The sequence below is a fragment of the Mesorhizobium sp. M6A.T.Ce.TU.002.03.1.1 genome (assembly GCF_003997275.1).
In the GTDB taxonomy this organism is placed as follows: Bacteria; Pseudomonadota; Alphaproteobacteria; order Rhizobiales; family Rhizobiaceae; genus Mesorhizobium; species Mesorhizobium mediterraneum.
Genome location: NZ_RZTI01000031.1, coordinates 37,065 through 54,073 on the forward strand (window position 1 = coordinate 37,065; position 17,009 = coordinate 54,073).

A 17,009-nucleotide genomic window follows, 5' to 3' on the forward strand; every position below is an offset into this window, starting at 1 on the left:
ACCGCCTTGGTGCTTGCGACAACCGCTCAATTCTGGCTGCCAGGATAACCACATATGGCGACGGAACTTCCTGCTTCAAAGCAATATAGAGATCGTCGATCATCCCCCAATCAAGGCCTCGATCGAGGACACCGCGTTCGGCTTGCTTGGTTCGCAGTGGACAGGCCGCACTTCGACGAAGGCGATCGATGCGACCGCGCCGAGAACTCTCCCGCATTGTCGACGGTTGGGTCCGTCGGCCCTCCGATGAGGCCTCGGATGCGTCGGGCGCCGAGGCCTCGACTGATGCCGACTGGCCGCCGCCGGAAGGTCTCGCGGCTTTGATCCCCGGCGATGTAGCCACCCCTGCTGCAACAGCTCCTAGCCGGAGAACTCATTCATGACCGAATCGGCGACAGATTTAGTGGACGCGGCTTTGTTCGACCGAGATCGGCTTGACCCAGAAAGTCCCTATCAACGTTCTGGCCCTGCATGGGGTGCCATCATTTCGCTTTCCTTCGGCACCTTCGGCCTTGTGACGGCAGAGTTTCTGCCCGCCAGCGTTCTGACACCGCTCGCGCATGATCTCCGTATCACCACGGGCACGGCTGGACAGGCGCTAACAGCGACCGCAATCGTCGCGGCGATCTCGGCACCGATAATCGCCATCGTGACAAAGCGTCTGGACCGCAGGGTCGTCATCTGGGCGATGACGCTCCTGCTGATCCTGTCGAACGTTCTGGCGGAGGTTGCGGGGTCGCTGCCGGTTTTGCTGGCGGCACGCGTCGTCCTTGGCATATCGCTTGGTGGTTTTTGGTCAATTTCGGCAGCGTTGGCGATGCGGCTGGTTCCAAGTCACCTCATGCCGCGCGCCATGTCGATCATCCTCACCGGCGTTTCTGTCGCCTCCGTCTGCGCGGCTCCAATCGGCGCTTATGTCGGTGACATTTGGGGATGGCGAGCCTCGTTCAAGGTCGCCGCAATCGTGAGTGCCGTTGCGCTGCTCGTGCAACTCGTAACCATTCCGCCACTGCCTCCGATCGAAGTGCGCAGATTCCGCAGTCCGCTGGATGTCGCGAAGAATCCGGCGATGAAGGTTGCGGTGCTAGTCGTGCTATTGGTCGCTTCCGGCCATTTTGCCAGCTTCGCCTACATCCGCGCCTTTCTCGAGAGCGTTCCTGCGCTCGACAAGAAGTCGATCCCGCTCGTGTTCCTTGCTTTTGGCACGGCCGGCGTCTTCGGCAATTTAGCCGGCGCATTCCTCACCAAACACAGTCTCAAGGCGGTCGCGGCCCTGCCGCCCCTGCTCATTGCCGTAGCCGCTGTCTCGCTCCTGACTATGGGAGCATCGGCCTTGACCTCGGCAATTGCAGTTGCCGTATGGGGCTTTGCTTTTGGCGCGGTCCCGGTCGGATTGCAGACATGGATGGTGCTACGCGCCGCTCCGAAACAGGCCGAGAGCGCTGGTGTACTGATGGTCATAACCTTCCAAGTGGCCATCGCAGCCGGCACAACTTTCGGTGGCCTATTGGTGGATCACACGGGTATTGCCAGTGTCTTTGTCTACAGCGCGGTTGCTACGTTCCTCGCTGTCTTGACAGTATTTTTGCTCGGCCCGAACCGCAAAACCTGACCGCCTGGTGGGGAGTGACGACGGTCGGCGGCGTTCACGCTATTGTCACCTCTGAGCTCGGCCCAAAGGCCGCGGCTTCGTCGTAACCATGCGGTCGATGGGGCAGCGCCAAATTGCTTCCTGCTCATCGCGTTGCGATAATACAGCGCGCTTATTGCGTCATCGTGTCCCCGATCTCGGCTTCAATGCCCGGCTACTGGCTGCGGAGGCAGATGGGCGCCGGCGTCCCACCGACGACGATCGGTCTTTTCTCATGTAGCTGTCGGGGAAACGAGGCAGGTTTTCCGCCAGAACCCGCCAGTCGTCGCGCTCGCGTTCGCCTTCCTTGCGCGCACCGAACAACTGGATGATAATCTTGCCGTCGGACCCATATGCTTCGAGCGAGGTGACGTGACTGTCATTGGTCGGCTTGCGCACGGCCCAAACCTCACGGATTTGGTGGGTCCTGAGATGCAGCCGGAACGTTTCGTCCAGCACATAGATGCACGGCCCGATCTGCTTGACCGACTTGATTAAGCCGGAATGGGTCTGGATAGAACCTCGGTTGCCGACGAAGCACATGATCGGCAATTCGTCTTCGGCCGCACGCTGGAGCACGGCGCCAACTGCGGCATTGTCGAGCAGCCAAGCGTAATCCTGGCCGACCATGCGCAAAGCCTGGCAGCGGCTGAGCTTGAGCGTCTTTAGAAGGTTGACGTCAGTCAGCCGGCTCCAGTGCTCGCGTAGGTCGTCCACCGTGCCGGCCCAGTCCGCAGTCCTCGCGCCCAGGTCGGCTACTCTCGCCTTAAGCGACATGGTCGGCTCCTGGTTGGCGGATACGAGCTCGGCCACCAGCTTTCGATAGGCATGAAGGTTGGAGACCGGCCTGAGATGCACCTTATGCACTGCTGCGCCGGTGGCGTCGAAGAATTGCAAACTGCGCTGGATTCCGCCGCGATGGCGCCTTTCAACAGCGAAACCATACCTCCAAGCCTGCGGGAAGACGCGAAGGTCGAATTCGTCACCAAGGACCATGGCGTGATTGTTGCCGGTTATCACTCTGTTGAAGACGCCAATCTTTTCGTGCACGGCACCTTGATTGCGGGTCAGCGCCGTCACTTCGCCCACGAATTCGAGGCCCGTCAGAAGGTGATTGACGCGCGGGTCGATGCGTGCCGCGCCGAAACCGCAATGGGCCGCGACCAGTTCCGCTTCCGAAATGGCCAATTGGGCGGCGAAATCACGCGCGGGAATGTTCGGACAGACTTCCCACGCACGCCGGATTTCGTTGGGCGACCGCTTCTTGCGCTGATCCATGTTTTTACCCCCGCCCCGTTCTTCTTTTGACGATCGATCGAAAAACGGGCCTCAGGGGTGTGCACGGCGGACGCGATCGATCGTCAGGCACATGCCAGTCGAATCCTGTCTCCGGGCGGTCAGCGGCCAATCGCCGGTAGAGAGCGATTGTTGGGTGGTCGGCGCCAATCGGCCGATCGAGCATTCGGGTACCACCGGCGGTGCTGCTTTCCCACTCAAGGCGGGTCTGATGGATCATATTGCTTTCCTTCGTTCTTCGATTGCGAGGGCAACCCAAAGGTGAATCGGCCGGCAATTTTGCCGCCGCAACGAAGGCTTCACAAAAATCGTGCCAGTTGCTCCGCGGCAAGCTCTGAACATCTTTGGCTCTGTTCATTGCTTTACGCGTGAGTGCATCGCGAACTCAGGCGCCCTTCCTGTGACGCGGACGCGACAAACCCGACAGTAAGTGTCGGTTGTCGGACGTCTCCCCAGCAATCGAGCATAAGAGACGTCGGGATGTCCTACGGTTTTTGACACGTCTTCCCTTTGGCACGGTCCATGCGAGATGATCCGCGAAAACGTCGGACCGAGGAGAAATCGAGCCATGATTACGCTCACCGACAACGCTGTTGCCGCCATCAAGGCCGCTCTTTACCGCGCCAGCGAGCCGGCGGAAGGATTTCGCATCATGGTCCATGCCGGCGGCTGCGCCGGCTTCCAATACTCAATGGGCCTGGAGAGCGTCTCACGTGAGGGCGATGCGATCATCGAGCGAGATGGGCTCAAGGTGTTCATGGATAGAGGCTCCCAACCCCATGCCGCCGGCATGACCGTGGACTTCGTCACTGGGCTCGAAACATCCGGCTTTGTTTTCGATAACCCTAATGCGCGTGAGACGTGCGGCTGCGGCAAGTCCTGCAAATGATTGCGAGGGAACAGGCTATGTTCGACTATAGCGACGCCAAGGAATACTGCGTCGAACCGGTAACCGCCGGCGCTCTGGAACCGGCCGACACGCACTGTCGGCCCGGAACAATTGCGTTCGGTGATGCGCGAAATCGCGATCATCGATCGTTGCCGTGGGCAAGCAAACAAAATTGCCCGAAACAGCTGAATTCCCGGCGGATGCCGCCACCAAAGGGCAATGTCGACAGCGACCGGTCAGCCAAGCCATCGCTCGCCCGGCCGCCCACCTTGCCAGATACGATATGCGCCAGAGGTTCAATGGCCCGCCTACCCTTGAATCATTTCAGCAGTTGAAGGATCACTCCCATGAGCCCTGTCTATCTCGACAACAACGCAACGACGCGGGTTGATCCTGCAGTCGTTGGAGCGATGTTGCCTTTCTTTACGGAGCAATTTGGCAATCATTCGTCCATGCACGCCTATGGCGCATCGGTTGCTGAAGCCGTGAGAAAGGCGAGGCAACAGTTGCAAGCCCTCATCGGCGCGGGATTCGAGGACGAGATCATCTTCACCTCGGGCGGGACTGAAAGCGACAGTACAGCCATCCTTTCGGCGCTGGAGGTGATGCCCGACCGAACGGAAATAGTGACTTCCGCGGTTGAACATCCGGCCGTTCTGAAGTTGTGCGCGCACCTTGAAAAGACGCGCGGCGTCAAGGTGCACATTATCCCAGTCGATCACCACGGCCGGCTCGACCTGGACGCCTACAGAACCGCCCTCACCCCACAAGTGGCAATCGTCTCGATAATGTGGGCGAACAATGAGACCGGTACGATCTTTCCCGTGGTTAAGCTTGCCGATCTAGCCAGGGAAGTCGGCGCGCTTTTCCACACTGATGCAGTGCAGGCGGTCGGAAGGCTTCCGATTGAGCTGAAATCGACCGCGATCGACATGCTGTCGCTCTCCGCCCACAAGCTGCATGGTCCAAAGGGGATAGGCGCGCTTTATGTAAGACGTGGCGTGCGCTTCTCCTCCATGATCAAGGGTGGGCACCAAGAGCGCGACCGGCGTGCAGGCACTGAAAACACACCCGGCATAGTCGGACTGGGCATGGCGGCCGAACTCGCCTTGAAATTCATGGACGAGACAAAACGAATAAAATGGTTGCGCGACCGCCTTGAGAACGGGATCATCCAGCGCATCCCAAACACATCCATCAACGGCGATCCGCAAGAGCGATTGCCAAACACTGCAAACATTGGATTCGAAGGTATCGAAGGCGATGCAATCCCAATTGTCCTGAGCCGGCTGGGAATCGCCTGTTCCGCCGGGTCCGCCTGTGCCTCTGGCTCACTGGAACCGAGCCATGTTCTGATCGCTATGAACGCGGCATGTGGGGCAGTCCGCTTCTCCTTTTCGCGTGACAACGGCGAAGATGACGTAGACCGCGTGCTTGAGGTCCTGCCTGCGATCACCGAGAAGCTAAGGGCCCTTCCCAGTGCTGGACTGTGCGGGCGAGGTGCAGAACAGCTTCATTCCGGCCCGGGTCCGAGCGGCACAATAGCCGACGAGCCGTGAGGTCTTCCTCAACGTGACGACCCTGCGCAATGGAGAGCGGTCAAACCCGGGGTCGCCTTCACCACTTCAGAAAAGCTTGAGATCACCAAGTCTCTTGCCCCAGCCGCCGTGTCAGGGGTCGGCACGCCGTCAGCAATGTCACCAACGCATCGACACCACAATTTCGCGCCGGGAGAATACAATGAACTGCTCCGCTGACAGCCGCCCGATCGATCGCACCGATATCCTGGCGCGACTGAAAGGCCTGTCGGCTGCGGAGGACTTCTTCGCCTGCCTTGGCGTCTCCTACGACCCGAAAGTGATGAATGTCTCGCGGCTCCATATCATGAAGCGCGTGGGCCAATACCTTGCCGAAGAAGATTTCTCCGGTCTGCCTGACCAGGTAATCGCCGCGCGGGTGCGCGCCAAGCTGGAACGCGCCTACGAAGATTTCGCGACTTCCTCGCCGCTCACGCAACGTGTGTTCAAGGTGCTAAGGGACCACGATCCAAACATATGTCCCGCACCTGGCCGCGCCTTCGTCCCGCTCGACTCTGCACTGAAGCGGTTCGGAAAGTAATGAGCCCGACACGGCTGCGACGCGACAATGTCGAGAAGTCGACAAATCCAGTCCTCATGACGCTCCTCGGAAGCAAACGAAGCCACCTTCTGGAATAGAGGCAGGAAGAAGACTTGGCATGAACGATGCAGGCATGAGGTGAACCGCCAAGCACGCATCCGGACTGGGAGCTTAGAGAAATCGCCAATGCACATCGTAATCTGCATCAAGCAGGTGCCGGATTCGGCACAGATCCGCGTCCACCCGGTGACGAACACGATCATGCGTCAGGGTGTGCCGACCATCATCAATCCTTACGACCTGTTCGCCCTCGAAGAAGCGCTCAAACTGCGCGACGTTCATGGTGGCGAGGTTACTGTGCTCACAATGGGTCCGCCCATGGCGGAGGACTCGCTGCGAAAGGCGCTCGGTTACGGTGCTGACCGAGCAGTTCTCTTGACGGACCGCTATTTTGCCGGATCCGATACGCTGGCGACCTCCTTTGCTCTTTCGCAAGCAATCGCAAAAATTGGGGAGACTTTCGGCAGGCCGGACATCGTCTTCACCGGCAAGCAGACGATTGACGGCGATACCGCCCAGGTCGGACCCGGCATAGCCAAGCGCCTGGATCTATCGCAACTTACCTATGTCGCGAAGATTGCCTCCATCGATCTCAAAACGCGCGAGATCGAAGTCGCGCGTCGCGCCGAAGGCGGCACCCAGTTGCTGAAGAGCAGACTCCCTTGCCTCATTACCATGCTGGAAGACACCAACGAAATCCGCCGGGGCTCGCTCCAGCAGGCTCTTTGCGCGGCGCGAAGCCAAGTCGTGAAGTGGACTGCAGCCGACGCCGGCATTGACGATCTCACCCGGTGCGGTCTGCGTGGCTCGCCGACAGTCGTCAAGCGTGTTTTCGCCCCCACCGCACGGGCAGAAAGCGCGGCGCAGATCGACACCGCGGAAAGGGGCTTGCAGGACATAGCCGATGAACTCATCGCCGATATCTTAACCCGCCGGCCGGCGCTGGAACATGAGCTGGCCTTCAACAGCGGCACGTGACGGCCAGGAGCAGAAAATGTCGACCGCAAGCCAAACTACCCCTCGCATTGCCCCCGGCCGTGCCGGTGTAAAGAAAGAACTTCCCGACCGTTTCAAAGACTACCGGCACGTGTGGGTCTTCCTCGAGCTCGAACGCGGCAATGTGCATCCTGTATCATTCGAACTGCTGGGTGAAGGCCGCAAATTAGCCGACAAGCTTGAAGTCCAGCTCGCGGGCGTCGTGCTGGGACCGCCGGGCGAGATGGTCGAGGACGCTGTTGCCGAGGCCTTCGCTTACGGGGCGGATCTTGTCTACATCGTCGATGCGCCGCCGCTCGCCGACTACCGGAACGAGCCGTTCGCCAAGGCGCTCACGGATCTGGTCAATACCCATAAACCCGAAATCCTCCTTCTCGGCGCGACCACACTGGGCAGGGATCTTGCGGGCTCGGTAGCGACGACCCTGCAGACGGGGCTCACGGCCGACTGCACAGAACTTGATGTAGATTCCGACGGTTCACTCGCCGCGACCCGTCCGACTTTTGGTGGCTCGTTGTTGTGTACGATCTATACACTAAACTACCGGCCGCAAATGGCGACGGTGCGACCAAGGGTCATGCCTATGCCGCAGCGGGTGGATAAGCCGGTCGGGCGTGTCATGCGGCACAAGCTGTCGCTCGTTGAGGACGATATCGTCACCAAAGTCCTCGGCTTCCTGCCGGATAACCAGTCGGCAATGGCAAATCTTGCCTATGCGGATGTCGTGGTTGCGGGAGGCCTCGGTCTCGGCGCGGCGGAGAACCTTCAGCTTGTGAAGAATCTTGCCCGAGCGATCGGCGCCGAGCATGGCTGTTCGCGCCCCTTGGTCCAGAAGGGCTGGATGCCGGCTGATCGGCAGATTGGCCAAACTGGCAAGACCATTCGACCGAAGCTTTACATCGCGGCCGGAATTTCCGGCGCCATCCAGCACCGAGTTGGGGTCGAGGGGGCCGATCTCATCGTCGCGATCAACACCGATCCGAACGCGCCGATTTTCGAGTTCGCCCACCTCGGGATCGTCACGGATGCAATCCGCTTCCTGCCCGCACTGACGGAAGCCTTCACCCGGCGGCTGTCGCCGCACAGTCGAGACAAGCTTGCGAGTTGAGGGAGAGGACATGATTGAACAATTCGATGCCATTGTGGTCGGAGCCGGCATGTCCGGAAACGCAGCTGCTTACACTTTGGCAAGCCAGGGGCTGAAGGTACTGCAGTTGGAGCGCGGGGAATATCCGGGCTCTAAGAACGTCCAGGGTGCCATAATGTACGCGAACATGCTGGAGAAGATCATCCCGGACTTCCGGGATGATGCGCCCCTCGAGCGGCACCTGGTCGAACAGCGACTTTGGGTGATGGACGACACGTCTCACACCGGAATTCATTACCGGTCGGACGACTTCAATGAGGCGAAACCCAACCGCTACACGATCATCCGCGCCCAGTTCGACAAATGGTTTTCCCGCAAGGTGCGCGAGGCTGGCGCGACGGTCCTGTGTGAGACGACCGCGACGGAACTCGTCCGTGATGGCAATGGCAAGGTGATCGGCGTCCGCACAGACCGGGCTGGCGGAGTGGTCTTCGCGAATGTGGTCGTTCTCGCAGAAGGGGTGTCGGGATTGCTTGGCACTCGCGCAGGCCTGCGCGAGATGCCGAAGCCGGAGACCGTGGCGCTTGCCGTCAAGGAAATGCATTTCTTGCCCGAAGAGGTCATTGGCCAGCGGTTCGGTGTCAAGGGCGATGAAGGCTGCGTAATCGAGGCCGTGGGCACGATCTCTCGCAGCATGGCCGGGCTCGGCTTCCTTTACACCAACAAGGAGTCGATTTCACTCGGCATCGGCTGCCTGGTCTCGGATTTCGCCGCGACGATGGAGAGCCCGTCCGCCCTCCTAGATGCGATGAAAAACCATCCTTCGATCCGGCCGCTGATCGCTGGCTCGGAGGTGAAAGAATATGCCGCCCATCTTATCCCCGAAGGTGGTTACAGGGCCATTCCGCAGCTCTTCGGCGACGGTTGGGTCATCGTCGGCGACGCAGCGCAACTGAACAATGCCATTCACCGTGAGGGTTCGAACCTTGCCATGACCTCGGGTCGTGTCGCGGCTGAGGCGATCGTCAAAGTCAAAAGCCGCAACGGTCCTATGACCAAAGCGAACCTTGCGCTCTACAAGACGATGCTGGATGACTCCTTTGTGATCAAGGATCTTAAGAAATACAAGGACATGCCAGCCTTACTCCACACCAATTCCAGCAACTTTTTTGACAGCTATCCGCGGTTGATGTCGCATGCCGCTCAGAACTTCATGCGTGTCGACGGCACGCCGAAGATCGAGAAGGAAAAGAACACCACGGCCGCCTTCATCAACGCGCGCTCGCGCTGGGGGTTGGTCAGCGACGCGGTCCGCCTGGCATTGGCATGGCGCTGAAGAGGGTACAAGATGACGATCGCAGTGACGAAGGTTCGTGTCGAGGACAAGCTTTACCAGAACCGCTATCTGGTCGATTCCGGCCGCCCCCATATTATAGTGCGACCGCACGACAAGCCAAGCGCGAACTTGCTTGCGTTGACCTACGTCTGTCCAGCGAAATGCTATGAGTTGAATGACAAGGGTCAAGTCGAGATCACCGCCGACGGCTGCATGGAATGCGGCACCTGCCGGATATTGTGCGAGAAAGGCGGCGACATCGAGTGGAACTATCCGCGCGGCGGCTTTGGTGTCCTGTTCAAGTTCGGATGATCAGCCGGGACCGTGCCAAGAGCATGCCGGCAGCGAGCAACTGCGGCACACCATGAGCCTCTCCATCCACTTGCAAAGAGCTAGTGAATATTGGCCTTTCGCAATTCAAATTTCCTCGACTCGTTAGCGGTGTCCTCAGGCCACGGCGGTGCCCTGTGCGCCGGACTTACCACCGGTCACGTGGTCGAGCCCCTTTGGGACAACGTCCGGCCATCGTGCCGGATGGCAGCCACAACGGCCGGTGAGCAAGTGGAACGGCACAACCCATGACAAAGACGTATGTGCTAGTGCATGGTGCCTGGCATGGCGGATGGTGTTGGCGGGACGTGGCCGCCAATCTTCGCAAGATGGGATACCACGTGACCACGCCGACCCAGACAGGTGTCGGCGAACGCGCACATTTGCTGTGCAAGGACATCACGCCCGACACATTCGTGACCGACATCGTCAACCACATTGTGACGGAAGAGCTGAGCGATGTGATCCTTGTCGGTCACAGTCTAGGCGGCATCAGCATCACCGGCGCCGCCGACCGGATACCCGACCATATCAGCCATCTCGTTTATCTCGACGGCGCCATCGTCGAGAGCGGTCAAAGTGTATTCAGCACCATGCCCCCCGACATCGTCGCCGCCCGTCGAAAATTGGTTGCGGAGGAAGGACGGGGTATCTTCATGCCGACTCCGCCGCCAACAGCATTCGGCATTCCCGAGGGACACTCGCTCACGGACTGGGTGCGGCGCCGGATAACACCGCATCCGGCAGGCACCTACGAAAGCGGACTTAAGCTCGTGCACCCGCTCGGCAACGGCAGGCCCCGAACCTATGTCGTCTGCACTAATCCACTCCACCCGCCGATGGCGGGAGCGCGAGAATGGGTCGCGAAGCAGGATGGCTGGGCGTGGCAGGAACTCGCCACTGGCCACGACGCAATGATCCTCGCACCGACGGAAGTTGCTCTCCTTCTTAGCGCTGTCGGCTGAGGACCCAAGTAAAGGGTGAGCGGCGGCCGATTCTCAGGCCGCGGCCTTGAGTTCTGGTGCACGGATGTAGGCCCAACGGGTCGTTCCGGTGGCGCCACCGAAACCACCGCCGGAACAAAGGCGGGAGTGGCCTGTCCTGCGGACGTAGCAAGCTTGCGAGCGTTCCGCCGCGGCCGCAGCCCGTAGCGCCGAGCAACCTCCGAGATCACCGCGTTCGGCTCCAGGGTCTCGGCGATGACTCCGTCCCTTGTCGTCCATCGACCAATGCCGTCGACTAACAGCGCCGTTGATCACCTCGAAACGCCGAGGCTGCCGCTCAGGGTCAATCGTAAGTTCAAGTTCAGACACAATCCGATCTCCGATCCACCTCAGAATGGCAGGCCCACAGATCGCGGGCACTCCTGGAAGGACACAGCGCTTACCCTTGAAATATGGAGAACCATGGCTTTACGCCGTCGGCAGTTGAGCTGATCTCGCAATGCTATTTCCCCCGGCAACGTCCGCGAGCTGGAGAACTGCGTGTAAAGAACAGCCACACTTGCGCGTTCTCCTCTGGAAGGAACCAATCTTTCGGAACGTGGCAATGTCATCGACGAGCTCTCACGGCCCAGCACGATGCCGGTTCGGCGCATCGGCGCCCCTGAACACGAGATAGCCGGTTGCGATTCTAACGATACGGCCGGACCGGCGCTGGGTCCGCGGCGGACGGAGCGTGACCGGCTGATCGACACAATGGAGAAGGCCGGCTGGGTTCAGGCTAATGCGGCTCGAATTCTCGGCCTCACGCCGCGACAAGTCGGCTAGGCGATACGCCGGCATAGCATCGAGGTGAAGGAAATTCTAAGAGCCTGGATGAGCCAATCGTCAGGCCAGTGGTCTTGCGCGCCCTCTGCGCGACAAGGAGTGCTTTGTGCTTCTGAACGGATTTGGACTTGCACTGTCGCAAGCAGGACAAAATTGTGTCGCGCCGGCCTCACACAACCCGACATCGACCCAAATAGTGAACTGAAGCCGCTTTTTTAAGTTGGTATGGCTCTTGCATCTTGAACCGCGACGTACCAGCAACGGAGCCGTTTGATGTCCTCACCGATAATTTCGATTGAGGGGCCGACTAGCACGACATCCGAGGGTTTTCTGGCAGACGCGAAATCCGGTGGCTGCGCACCGTCCTCCTACGGCTCGTCGCCGACCAGCCCGGGCGATGTGGATCCGGCTATTTGGGACAAGATCAAGGATCACCCCTGCTTTTCGGAGGAAGCGCATCACTATTTCGCGCGTATGCATGTGGCGGTCGCGCCGGCTTGCAATGTCCAGTGCAACTACTGCAATCGCAAATACGATTGCGCCAACGAGAGCCGGCCTGGTGTTGTGTCTGAGAAGCTGACGCCCGACCAAGCGCTACGCAAGGTCATCGCGGTTGCCAACAAAGTTCCGCAGCTTTCGGTTCTTGGCATCGCTGGGCCGGGGGATGCCTGTTACGACTGGGAGAAAACGAAGGCAACGTTCGACCGCGTCATCAGGGAAATCCCCGACATAAAGCTGTGCGTCTCCACCAACGGGCTCGTGCTGCCGGACCATGTCGCCGAGCTTGCCGAAATGAATGTTGATCACGTGACGATCACCATCAACATGGTCGACCCGGAAGTCGGCGCAAAGATTTATCCTTGGATCTTTTATGAAAATCGCCGCTACTTCGGCATCGAAGCCGCTCGAATCTTGCACGCGCGGCAGATGTTGGGCCTGGAAATGCTGAGCGCGCGCGGCATCCTCACCAAAATCAACTCGGTGATGATTCCTGGAGTGAACGACCAGCACCTGTTTGAGGTGAACAAAATGGTCAAGGAGCGGGGCGCGTTCCTGCACAACGTGATGCCTCTGATTTCGGACCCGGCGCACGGCACACACTACGGACTCATCGGGCAGCGCGGCCCAACGGCAATGGAGATGATGGCCCTTCAGGATCGACTTGAAGGTGGCGCCAAGTTGATGCGCCACTGCCGGCAGTGCCGGGCAGATGCTGTCGGCCTGCTCGGTGAAGATCGTGGCCAGGAATTCACGCTGGACGGTATTCCCGACGGTGTCACCTACGAGGCTGGCAAGCGTCAGGCCTATCGGCAGGTGGTCGCACACGAGCGCCGTGATCATGAGGCGGCGAGGAGCGAAGCCATCGGTATGGTCAAGGCAACAGACTCCGAAAAGTCGCTTCTGGTTGCGGTGGCCACTAAGGGAGGTGGACGGGTCAACGAACACTTCGGCCACGCGAAGGAATTCCAGGTTTATGAAGTCTCGCCTAGAGGGATCAGCTTGGTCGGGCATCGGAAGGTCGAGCGGTATTGCCTCGGAGGCGGGGGCGAAGACGCCATCCTCGAGGGCGTCATCGCTGCGCTCGAAGGCATACACATAGTGCTATGCGCCAAGATCGGAAATCGCCCGAAGGAACAACTCTCGCGAGCTGGACTGCGCGTAACCGACGCCTATGGCCATGACTACATCGAGACCGCAGTCAGCGCACTTTACGCGGCAGAGTTTGGGATCAGACCACTAGCGGCGACGGCCTGAGCCGTCTCGTCCGATAACCAGGAGTTAGAATGGCTTTCAAGATCATCGCATCCCAATGTACCCAATGCGGGGCCTGCGAGTTCGAATGTCCCTCGGAAGCGATCAAGTTCAAGGGCGACGCCTATGTGATCGATCCAATCAAGTGCACCGAATGCAAGGAGGCCTTCGATACGCAGCAATGCGTGTCGGTCTGTCCGGTACCGAAAACCTGCGTTCCCGCTTGATTCCTACCGAAACGGTCGGGTTCGCCGCACGAGGACGCCTGCAACCCGCGACGACACCAAAAGCCTCGAGAAAGGAATGGACAGCATGTGGTCCAGACGCGAACAGGAGGTCGAAATCGGCAGACCGCCACGGTTCATGCAGGGTGAGCGGGTCCGTGCGATACGCCACATAAAAAACGACGGCACCTATCCCGGCAAGGAGATCGGCGAAAACCTCGTGCGGAAGGGCGACGAAGGCTACGTGCGCGACATTGGAACCTTTCTCCAGCAATTCTTCATCTATGCAGTCGAATGGATCGATCGTGGCACGGTCGTCGGCATGCGAGCGCGCGAACTCATTAGCCTCGACAAAGTCGAGGTTCCCTGCGGAGCTGAAGGCATTTCCAACGGAGGAACAGCCGGATGAAAGTAATGATTCGCAGGACCGCTACTGGCTTGTCGGCTTATGTTCCCAAGAAGGATCTCGAAGAGCCGATCACCGAGATTGAGAACGCTGACTTATGGGGCGGGACCGTGACGCTCAGGAACGGTTGGCGGCTCATGCTGCCCGACCTTCCGCGCGATACGCGTTTGCCGATCACCGTCGAGGCGATGAAGATTTCCGACGGGGCCTGATGCCGGTGGGTTCAATGGCGGAGAGGAAACGCGTATGAACACGATGCTGAGCTGGGACCATCTCGTCGTCGTCCGGGGCAGTTTTGCCAAAAAGCTGATTGACCTGCTGAACGGCGCTCTCAAGGCCGATCGAGTGATCCCCTATCTCGGTCCTGGTCTTCTGCAGCTTAACGCACTGGAATCACCTGTACCTTGCACCCCTGAAGATGTCGCCGCGGCGCTCAACAAGCGGGCGCCTGCCCCTTCCAGGATTCGCACCAATATGTGGTCGGTCGCGCAGTTTATCGAGCAGCGCCGACATCGTCGGACTCTCCAAACGTGGATGGCGGAGATATTCGCAGCCCCCGCCGAGCCGACCGTTCTTCACGCCTGGCTCGCAACCCTTCAACTGTCTGTCATCATCGACAGCTGGTACGATGGCGCCATGCGAGCAGCCCTTGCAGAGGCCGGCCAAACAGACGTTGTCGAGATACAAGGAGCGACGCGCGCGACCGGAATCGGTAACATCTGGACGAGAACTTACGATTTGTCAGGAACAGAACTCGAGGCCGAACAAGTGGCTAGGACGGTGCTCTATGCGCCGCACGGCAGCGTCAGGCCGGCCGCAAACTTCCTCGTGGCTGATTCCGATTACGTCGAAGTCCTAACCGAAATTGATATCCAGACGCCGATCCCGGACGCGGTGAAGCAACGGCGCGTCAACCGGGGTTTTTTCTTCGTGGGCTGCCGCTTCAACGATCAGATGCTGCGCACATATGCCAGACAGCTGATGAAGCGCTCCACTGGCCCACATTTTGCGGTGATCGATTCGGCTACGCTGACCAGAAACGAACGTCGTTTCCTTGCCGAAGGCGCAATCACGGTCATCGACATGCCGATCCGCAACGCCGCGACTCGCCTCGTCGGGGTCGATGCTAGCCAGGATTAATGGCCGGCGATTGCTGGTGAGTCGCTGCTTGCCTCCAAGGGCGAAAACTCAGTTGGGAATACATTCGTGAGCAGTAATGCTAGTGGCAGCACAACGGAGGCTCTGAATTCGTTGGGCCATGTGAAAGGGTCCGCTGCTGCGGGACGTGAGCACGTTGCGGCGGCATTACGCACATGATCTTGTGACCCCCGTGGCAAAAGAACTGAAGCGCCCGAGTCGCGACAACATATGCAGCGCTCAATGGCTTCGACAAAAATTCGGCACAGTTTCGACAGTTCGCATGCACCTCCAGGGTCAACGAGGTTGATTATGCCTGTTTATGTGGGTCGGCCACGCGAGCAGGAATTCCCACTACCTTTGCCCCGGCGGGAACATCTCGTGTGACCACGCAGCCAGCGCCTACCACTGCATTATCACCAATCGTGACGCCAGGCAGAATGATTGCTCCACCGCCGATCCAGACACGGCTGCCAATGCGAACAGGACGCCCGACCTGCAGGCCGGCCTGCCGCTGCTCGGCATCATGTGGATGATCGGCGGTATAAATCTGCACAGCAGGCCCAATTGCCGTTCCTTGCCCGATTTTGACCTCTACCACGTCAAGAATAACGCAGTTGAAGTTGATGTAGGAATTGGCTCCAATGCGGATATTGAATCCGTAGTCGCAAAAAAAGGGCGGACGGATGACCGTTCCGCGCCCAACCTCTCCCAGCCGCTCGGACAAAAGCTCATGCCAATGCCCCGTGGTCTGCCCCAGCGTATCATTGTACCGCTTGAGCCAAGCCCCGGTGGCCAACAGGTCAGCTTGGATCTCCGGATCCGCCGCATTGTAAAACTCGCCTGCGAGCATCTTTTCTTTTTGGCTACGCATCATAGTCTCCCGTCAGGTCGTGTCCCGTGCAGTGATGCAGGAACGCACATCAAACTGGCCTCGGCAACTTTGTAACTCGGTCTTGCCGGGCGCGCGGTCGGTCACGAGCCGGGGCGACAGTTTCGTCTCGACCAACTTCCAAGAATTTGGATATCGGAGATCAACCGGTCGCAGGGGCCAATACCTGACGAAGTCGGCAACTGTCCAGCGGTCGAACTCACTTTCATGCCCATCTCAGATTGCGTGATATCGAGCGGTAAGCCATCAGCTAATGTATCGACCAGGTCCCGCCAGAGGATTACTCCTTTTTAGTTTGTCAGTCGCAGAGCCCCAGTACGACTGGTGGTAGAAAGCACACGGCCGGAATCTTGGCAGCGCTGTTCACACCCACTTCGTAAGCCTGGCCGATGGGCTCGGCGCCAGAGCACCAATGCTTGACCTGCTCCAGCTCTTGCTCGGCGGGTTGTTTCAGAGACGCTTGATCTCGATACCGCGTTTTCTCAGCACGTAGCCGATCTGGCGCGGGGTCAAACCGAGCAGGCGCGCCGCCTTTGCCTGCACCCAGCCACACTTTTCCATGGCAGCAATGACCGTATCGGCATCGGGCACCCTACCACGAGTCGTGGCAGGGCCTATCGGCGCTTGCCCGTCGCCGACGGGCGGGGCGGCACAGGCGGCGGAAGGCTCGATCGTAGTCGACTTCTCTGACGTCGGCGGTCCGTTCTTCCACAGCGCCGCGGCCAAGCACTGATCCGCGTAACAGGCAAAGTCAGTTCTGAGGATTGATGGACCCGTCGCCAGAACTGCCGTCCGTTGAACGCAGTTTTCGAGCTCTCGGATGTTACCTGGAAATTCGCAGTTCATTAGCACCTCAATCGCTTCGGGAGCGAAGGTCAGCGTGTGATCATTCTCAGTATTGAAATTCTTGAGAAACTGAGCGGCCAAGAGCGGAATATCACCTCGCCTTTCGCGCAATGCCGGCACGCGTAAAGTGACGACGTTGATGCGATAATAGAGGTCTTGCCGGAACTCCTTGCGTTGAACTGCCGTTTCCAAGTCCCTGTTCGTTGCGGCAATCACGCGAACATCAACTTTAATGGTGTGG

General features: G+C 59.3%; 18 protein-coding genes and 1 pseudogene. 16 read left to right on the forward strand and 3 right to left on the reverse strand.

All coding sequences use genetic code 11. From position 1 onward, the window contains the following. Window positions 1–379 precede the first annotated feature (379 nt). Window positions 380–1,612: an MFS transporter gene (locus tag EOC93_RS12525; RefSeq protein WP_095484281.1), complete on the forward strand. Its 1,233-nt coding sequence runs from the start codon at window positions 380–382 to the stop codon at window positions 1,610–1,612. 264 nt (window positions 1,613–1,876) lie between these two features. Here EOC93_RS12525 and EOC93_RS12530 read toward each other — a convergent pair. After that, window positions 1,877–2,908 (reverse strand): annotated as a pseudogene (locus tag EOC93_RS12530) (hemin-degrading factor); the annotation flags it as partial. A 586-nt stretch (window positions 2,909–3,494) separates the two neighbouring features. Here EOC93_RS12530 and EOC93_RS12535 point away from each other — a divergent pair. From EOC93_RS12535 to EOC93_RS12605, 15 genes are all read left to right on the forward strand, one after another. Continuing rightward, entirely contained in the window at window positions 3,495–3,815 is a 321-nt protein-coding gene (locus EOC93_RS12535) for an iron-sulfur cluster assembly accessory protein (RefSeq protein ID WP_029356570.1), read from the forward strand. A gap of 17 nt (window positions 3,816–3,832) precedes the next feature. Next, a complete protein-coding gene (locus tag EOC93_RS12540) occupies window positions 3,833–4,150 on the forward strand; it encodes a hypothetical protein (protein ID WP_126038026.1) in 318 nt (105 codons plus the stop codon). 12 nt (window positions 4,151–4,162) lie between these two features. Next, a complete protein-coding gene (nifS, locus tag EOC93_RS12545; RefSeq protein ID WP_126104973.1) occupies window positions 4,163–5,374 on the forward strand; it encodes a cysteine desulfurase NifS in 1,212 nt (403 codons plus the stop codon). Window positions 5,375–5,555: 181 nt separating this feature from the next. After that, window positions 5,556–5,933: a nitrogenase stabilizing/protective protein NifW gene (nifW, locus tag EOC93_RS12550; protein ID WP_095484277.1), complete on the forward strand. Its 378-nt coding sequence runs from the start codon at window positions 5,556–5,558 to the stop codon at window positions 5,931–5,933. 186 nt (window positions 5,934–6,119) lie between these two features. Next, window positions 6,120–6,971, forward strand: a complete 852-nt coding sequence (locus EOC93_RS12555; RefSeq protein WP_095484276.1) for an electron transfer flavoprotein subunit beta/FixA family protein — start codon at window positions 6,120–6,122, stop codon at window positions 6,969–6,971. A 16-nt stretch (window positions 6,972–6,987) separates the two neighbouring features. Beyond that, complete coding sequence (locus EOC93_RS12560; RefSeq protein ID WP_024505237.1) at window positions 6,988–8,097, forward strand: electron transfer flavoprotein subunit alpha/FixB family protein; 1,110 nt, start codon at window positions 6,988–6,990, stop codon at window positions 8,095–8,097. 10 nt (window positions 8,098–8,107) lie between these two features. After that, complete coding sequence (locus EOC93_RS12565; protein WP_127204749.1) at window positions 8,108–9,412, forward strand: FAD-binding protein; 1,305 nt, start codon at window positions 8,108–8,110, stop codon at window positions 9,410–9,412. A 12-nt stretch (window positions 9,413–9,424) separates the two neighbouring features. After that, window positions 9,425–9,724 carry a ferredoxin family protein gene (locus tag EOC93_RS12570; protein ID WP_024505235.1) on the forward strand — a complete coding sequence of 100 codons (300 nt, stop codon included), beginning with the start codon at window positions 9,425–9,427 and terminating at the stop codon, window positions 9,722–9,724. 266 nt (window positions 9,725–9,990) lie between these two features. After that, on the forward strand, window positions 9,991–10,707 hold the full coding sequence (locus EOC93_RS12575) for an alpha/beta fold hydrolase (RefSeq protein WP_126104971.1): 717 nt from the start codon (window positions 9,991–9,993) through the stop codon (window positions 10,705–10,707). 732 nt (window positions 10,708–11,439) lie between these two features. After that, the gene (locus EOC93_RS35555; protein WP_348627600.1) at window positions 11,440–11,511 is read left to right on the forward strand and encodes a helix-turn-helix domain-containing protein; all 72 of its coding nucleotides are present in this window, start codon (window positions 11,440–11,442) and stop codon (window positions 11,509–11,511) included. A 273-nt stretch (window positions 11,512–11,784) separates the two neighbouring features. Next, entirely contained in the window at window positions 11,785–13,266 is a 1,482-nt protein-coding gene (nifB, locus tag EOC93_RS12585) for a nitrogenase cofactor biosynthesis protein NifB (RefSeq protein WP_127204750.1), read from the forward strand. Window positions 13,267–13,295: 29 nt separating this feature from the next. Continuing rightward, the gene (locus tag EOC93_RS12590; RefSeq protein WP_126104969.1) at window positions 13,296–13,490 is read left to right on the forward strand and encodes a 4Fe-4S dicluster domain-containing protein; all 195 of its coding nucleotides are present in this window, start codon (window positions 13,296–13,298) and stop codon (window positions 13,488–13,490) included. Between the two features lie 85 nt (window positions 13,491–13,575). Next, window positions 13,576–13,896, forward strand: coding sequence for a nitrogen fixation protein NifZ (locus tag EOC93_RS12595; protein WP_024505231.1), 321 nt, complete (start codon window positions 13,576–13,578; stop codon window positions 13,894–13,896). Next, entirely contained in the window at window positions 13,893–14,105 is a 213-nt protein-coding gene (gene nifT / locus EOC93_RS12600; RefSeq protein WP_024505230.1) for a putative nitrogen fixation protein NifT, read from the forward strand. Before EOC93_RS12595 ends, nifT begins: the two co-directional genes overlap by 4 nt. Before the next feature lie 34 nt (window positions 14,106–14,139). Beyond that, on the forward strand, window positions 14,140–15,033 hold the full coding sequence (locus EOC93_RS12605; protein ID WP_127204751.1) for an SIR2 family protein: 894 nt from the start codon (window positions 14,140–14,142) through the stop codon (window positions 15,031–15,033). Window positions 15,034–15,340: 307 nt separating this feature from the next. On the opposite strand, the gene EOC93_RS12610 is transcribed toward EOC93_RS12605, so the two are convergent. Then, the gene (locus EOC93_RS12610; RefSeq protein ID WP_127204752.1) at window positions 15,341–15,907 is read right to left on the reverse strand and encodes a sugar O-acetyltransferase; all 567 of its coding nucleotides are present in this window, start codon (window positions 15,905–15,907) and stop codon (window positions 15,341–15,343) included. Window positions 15,908–16,372: 465 nt separating this feature from the next. After that, a partial coding sequence (locus EOC93_RS12615) for a sigma 54-interacting transcriptional regulator (protein ID WP_164759123.1) occupies window positions 16,373–17,009 on the reverse strand: 637 nt, incomplete at its 5' end.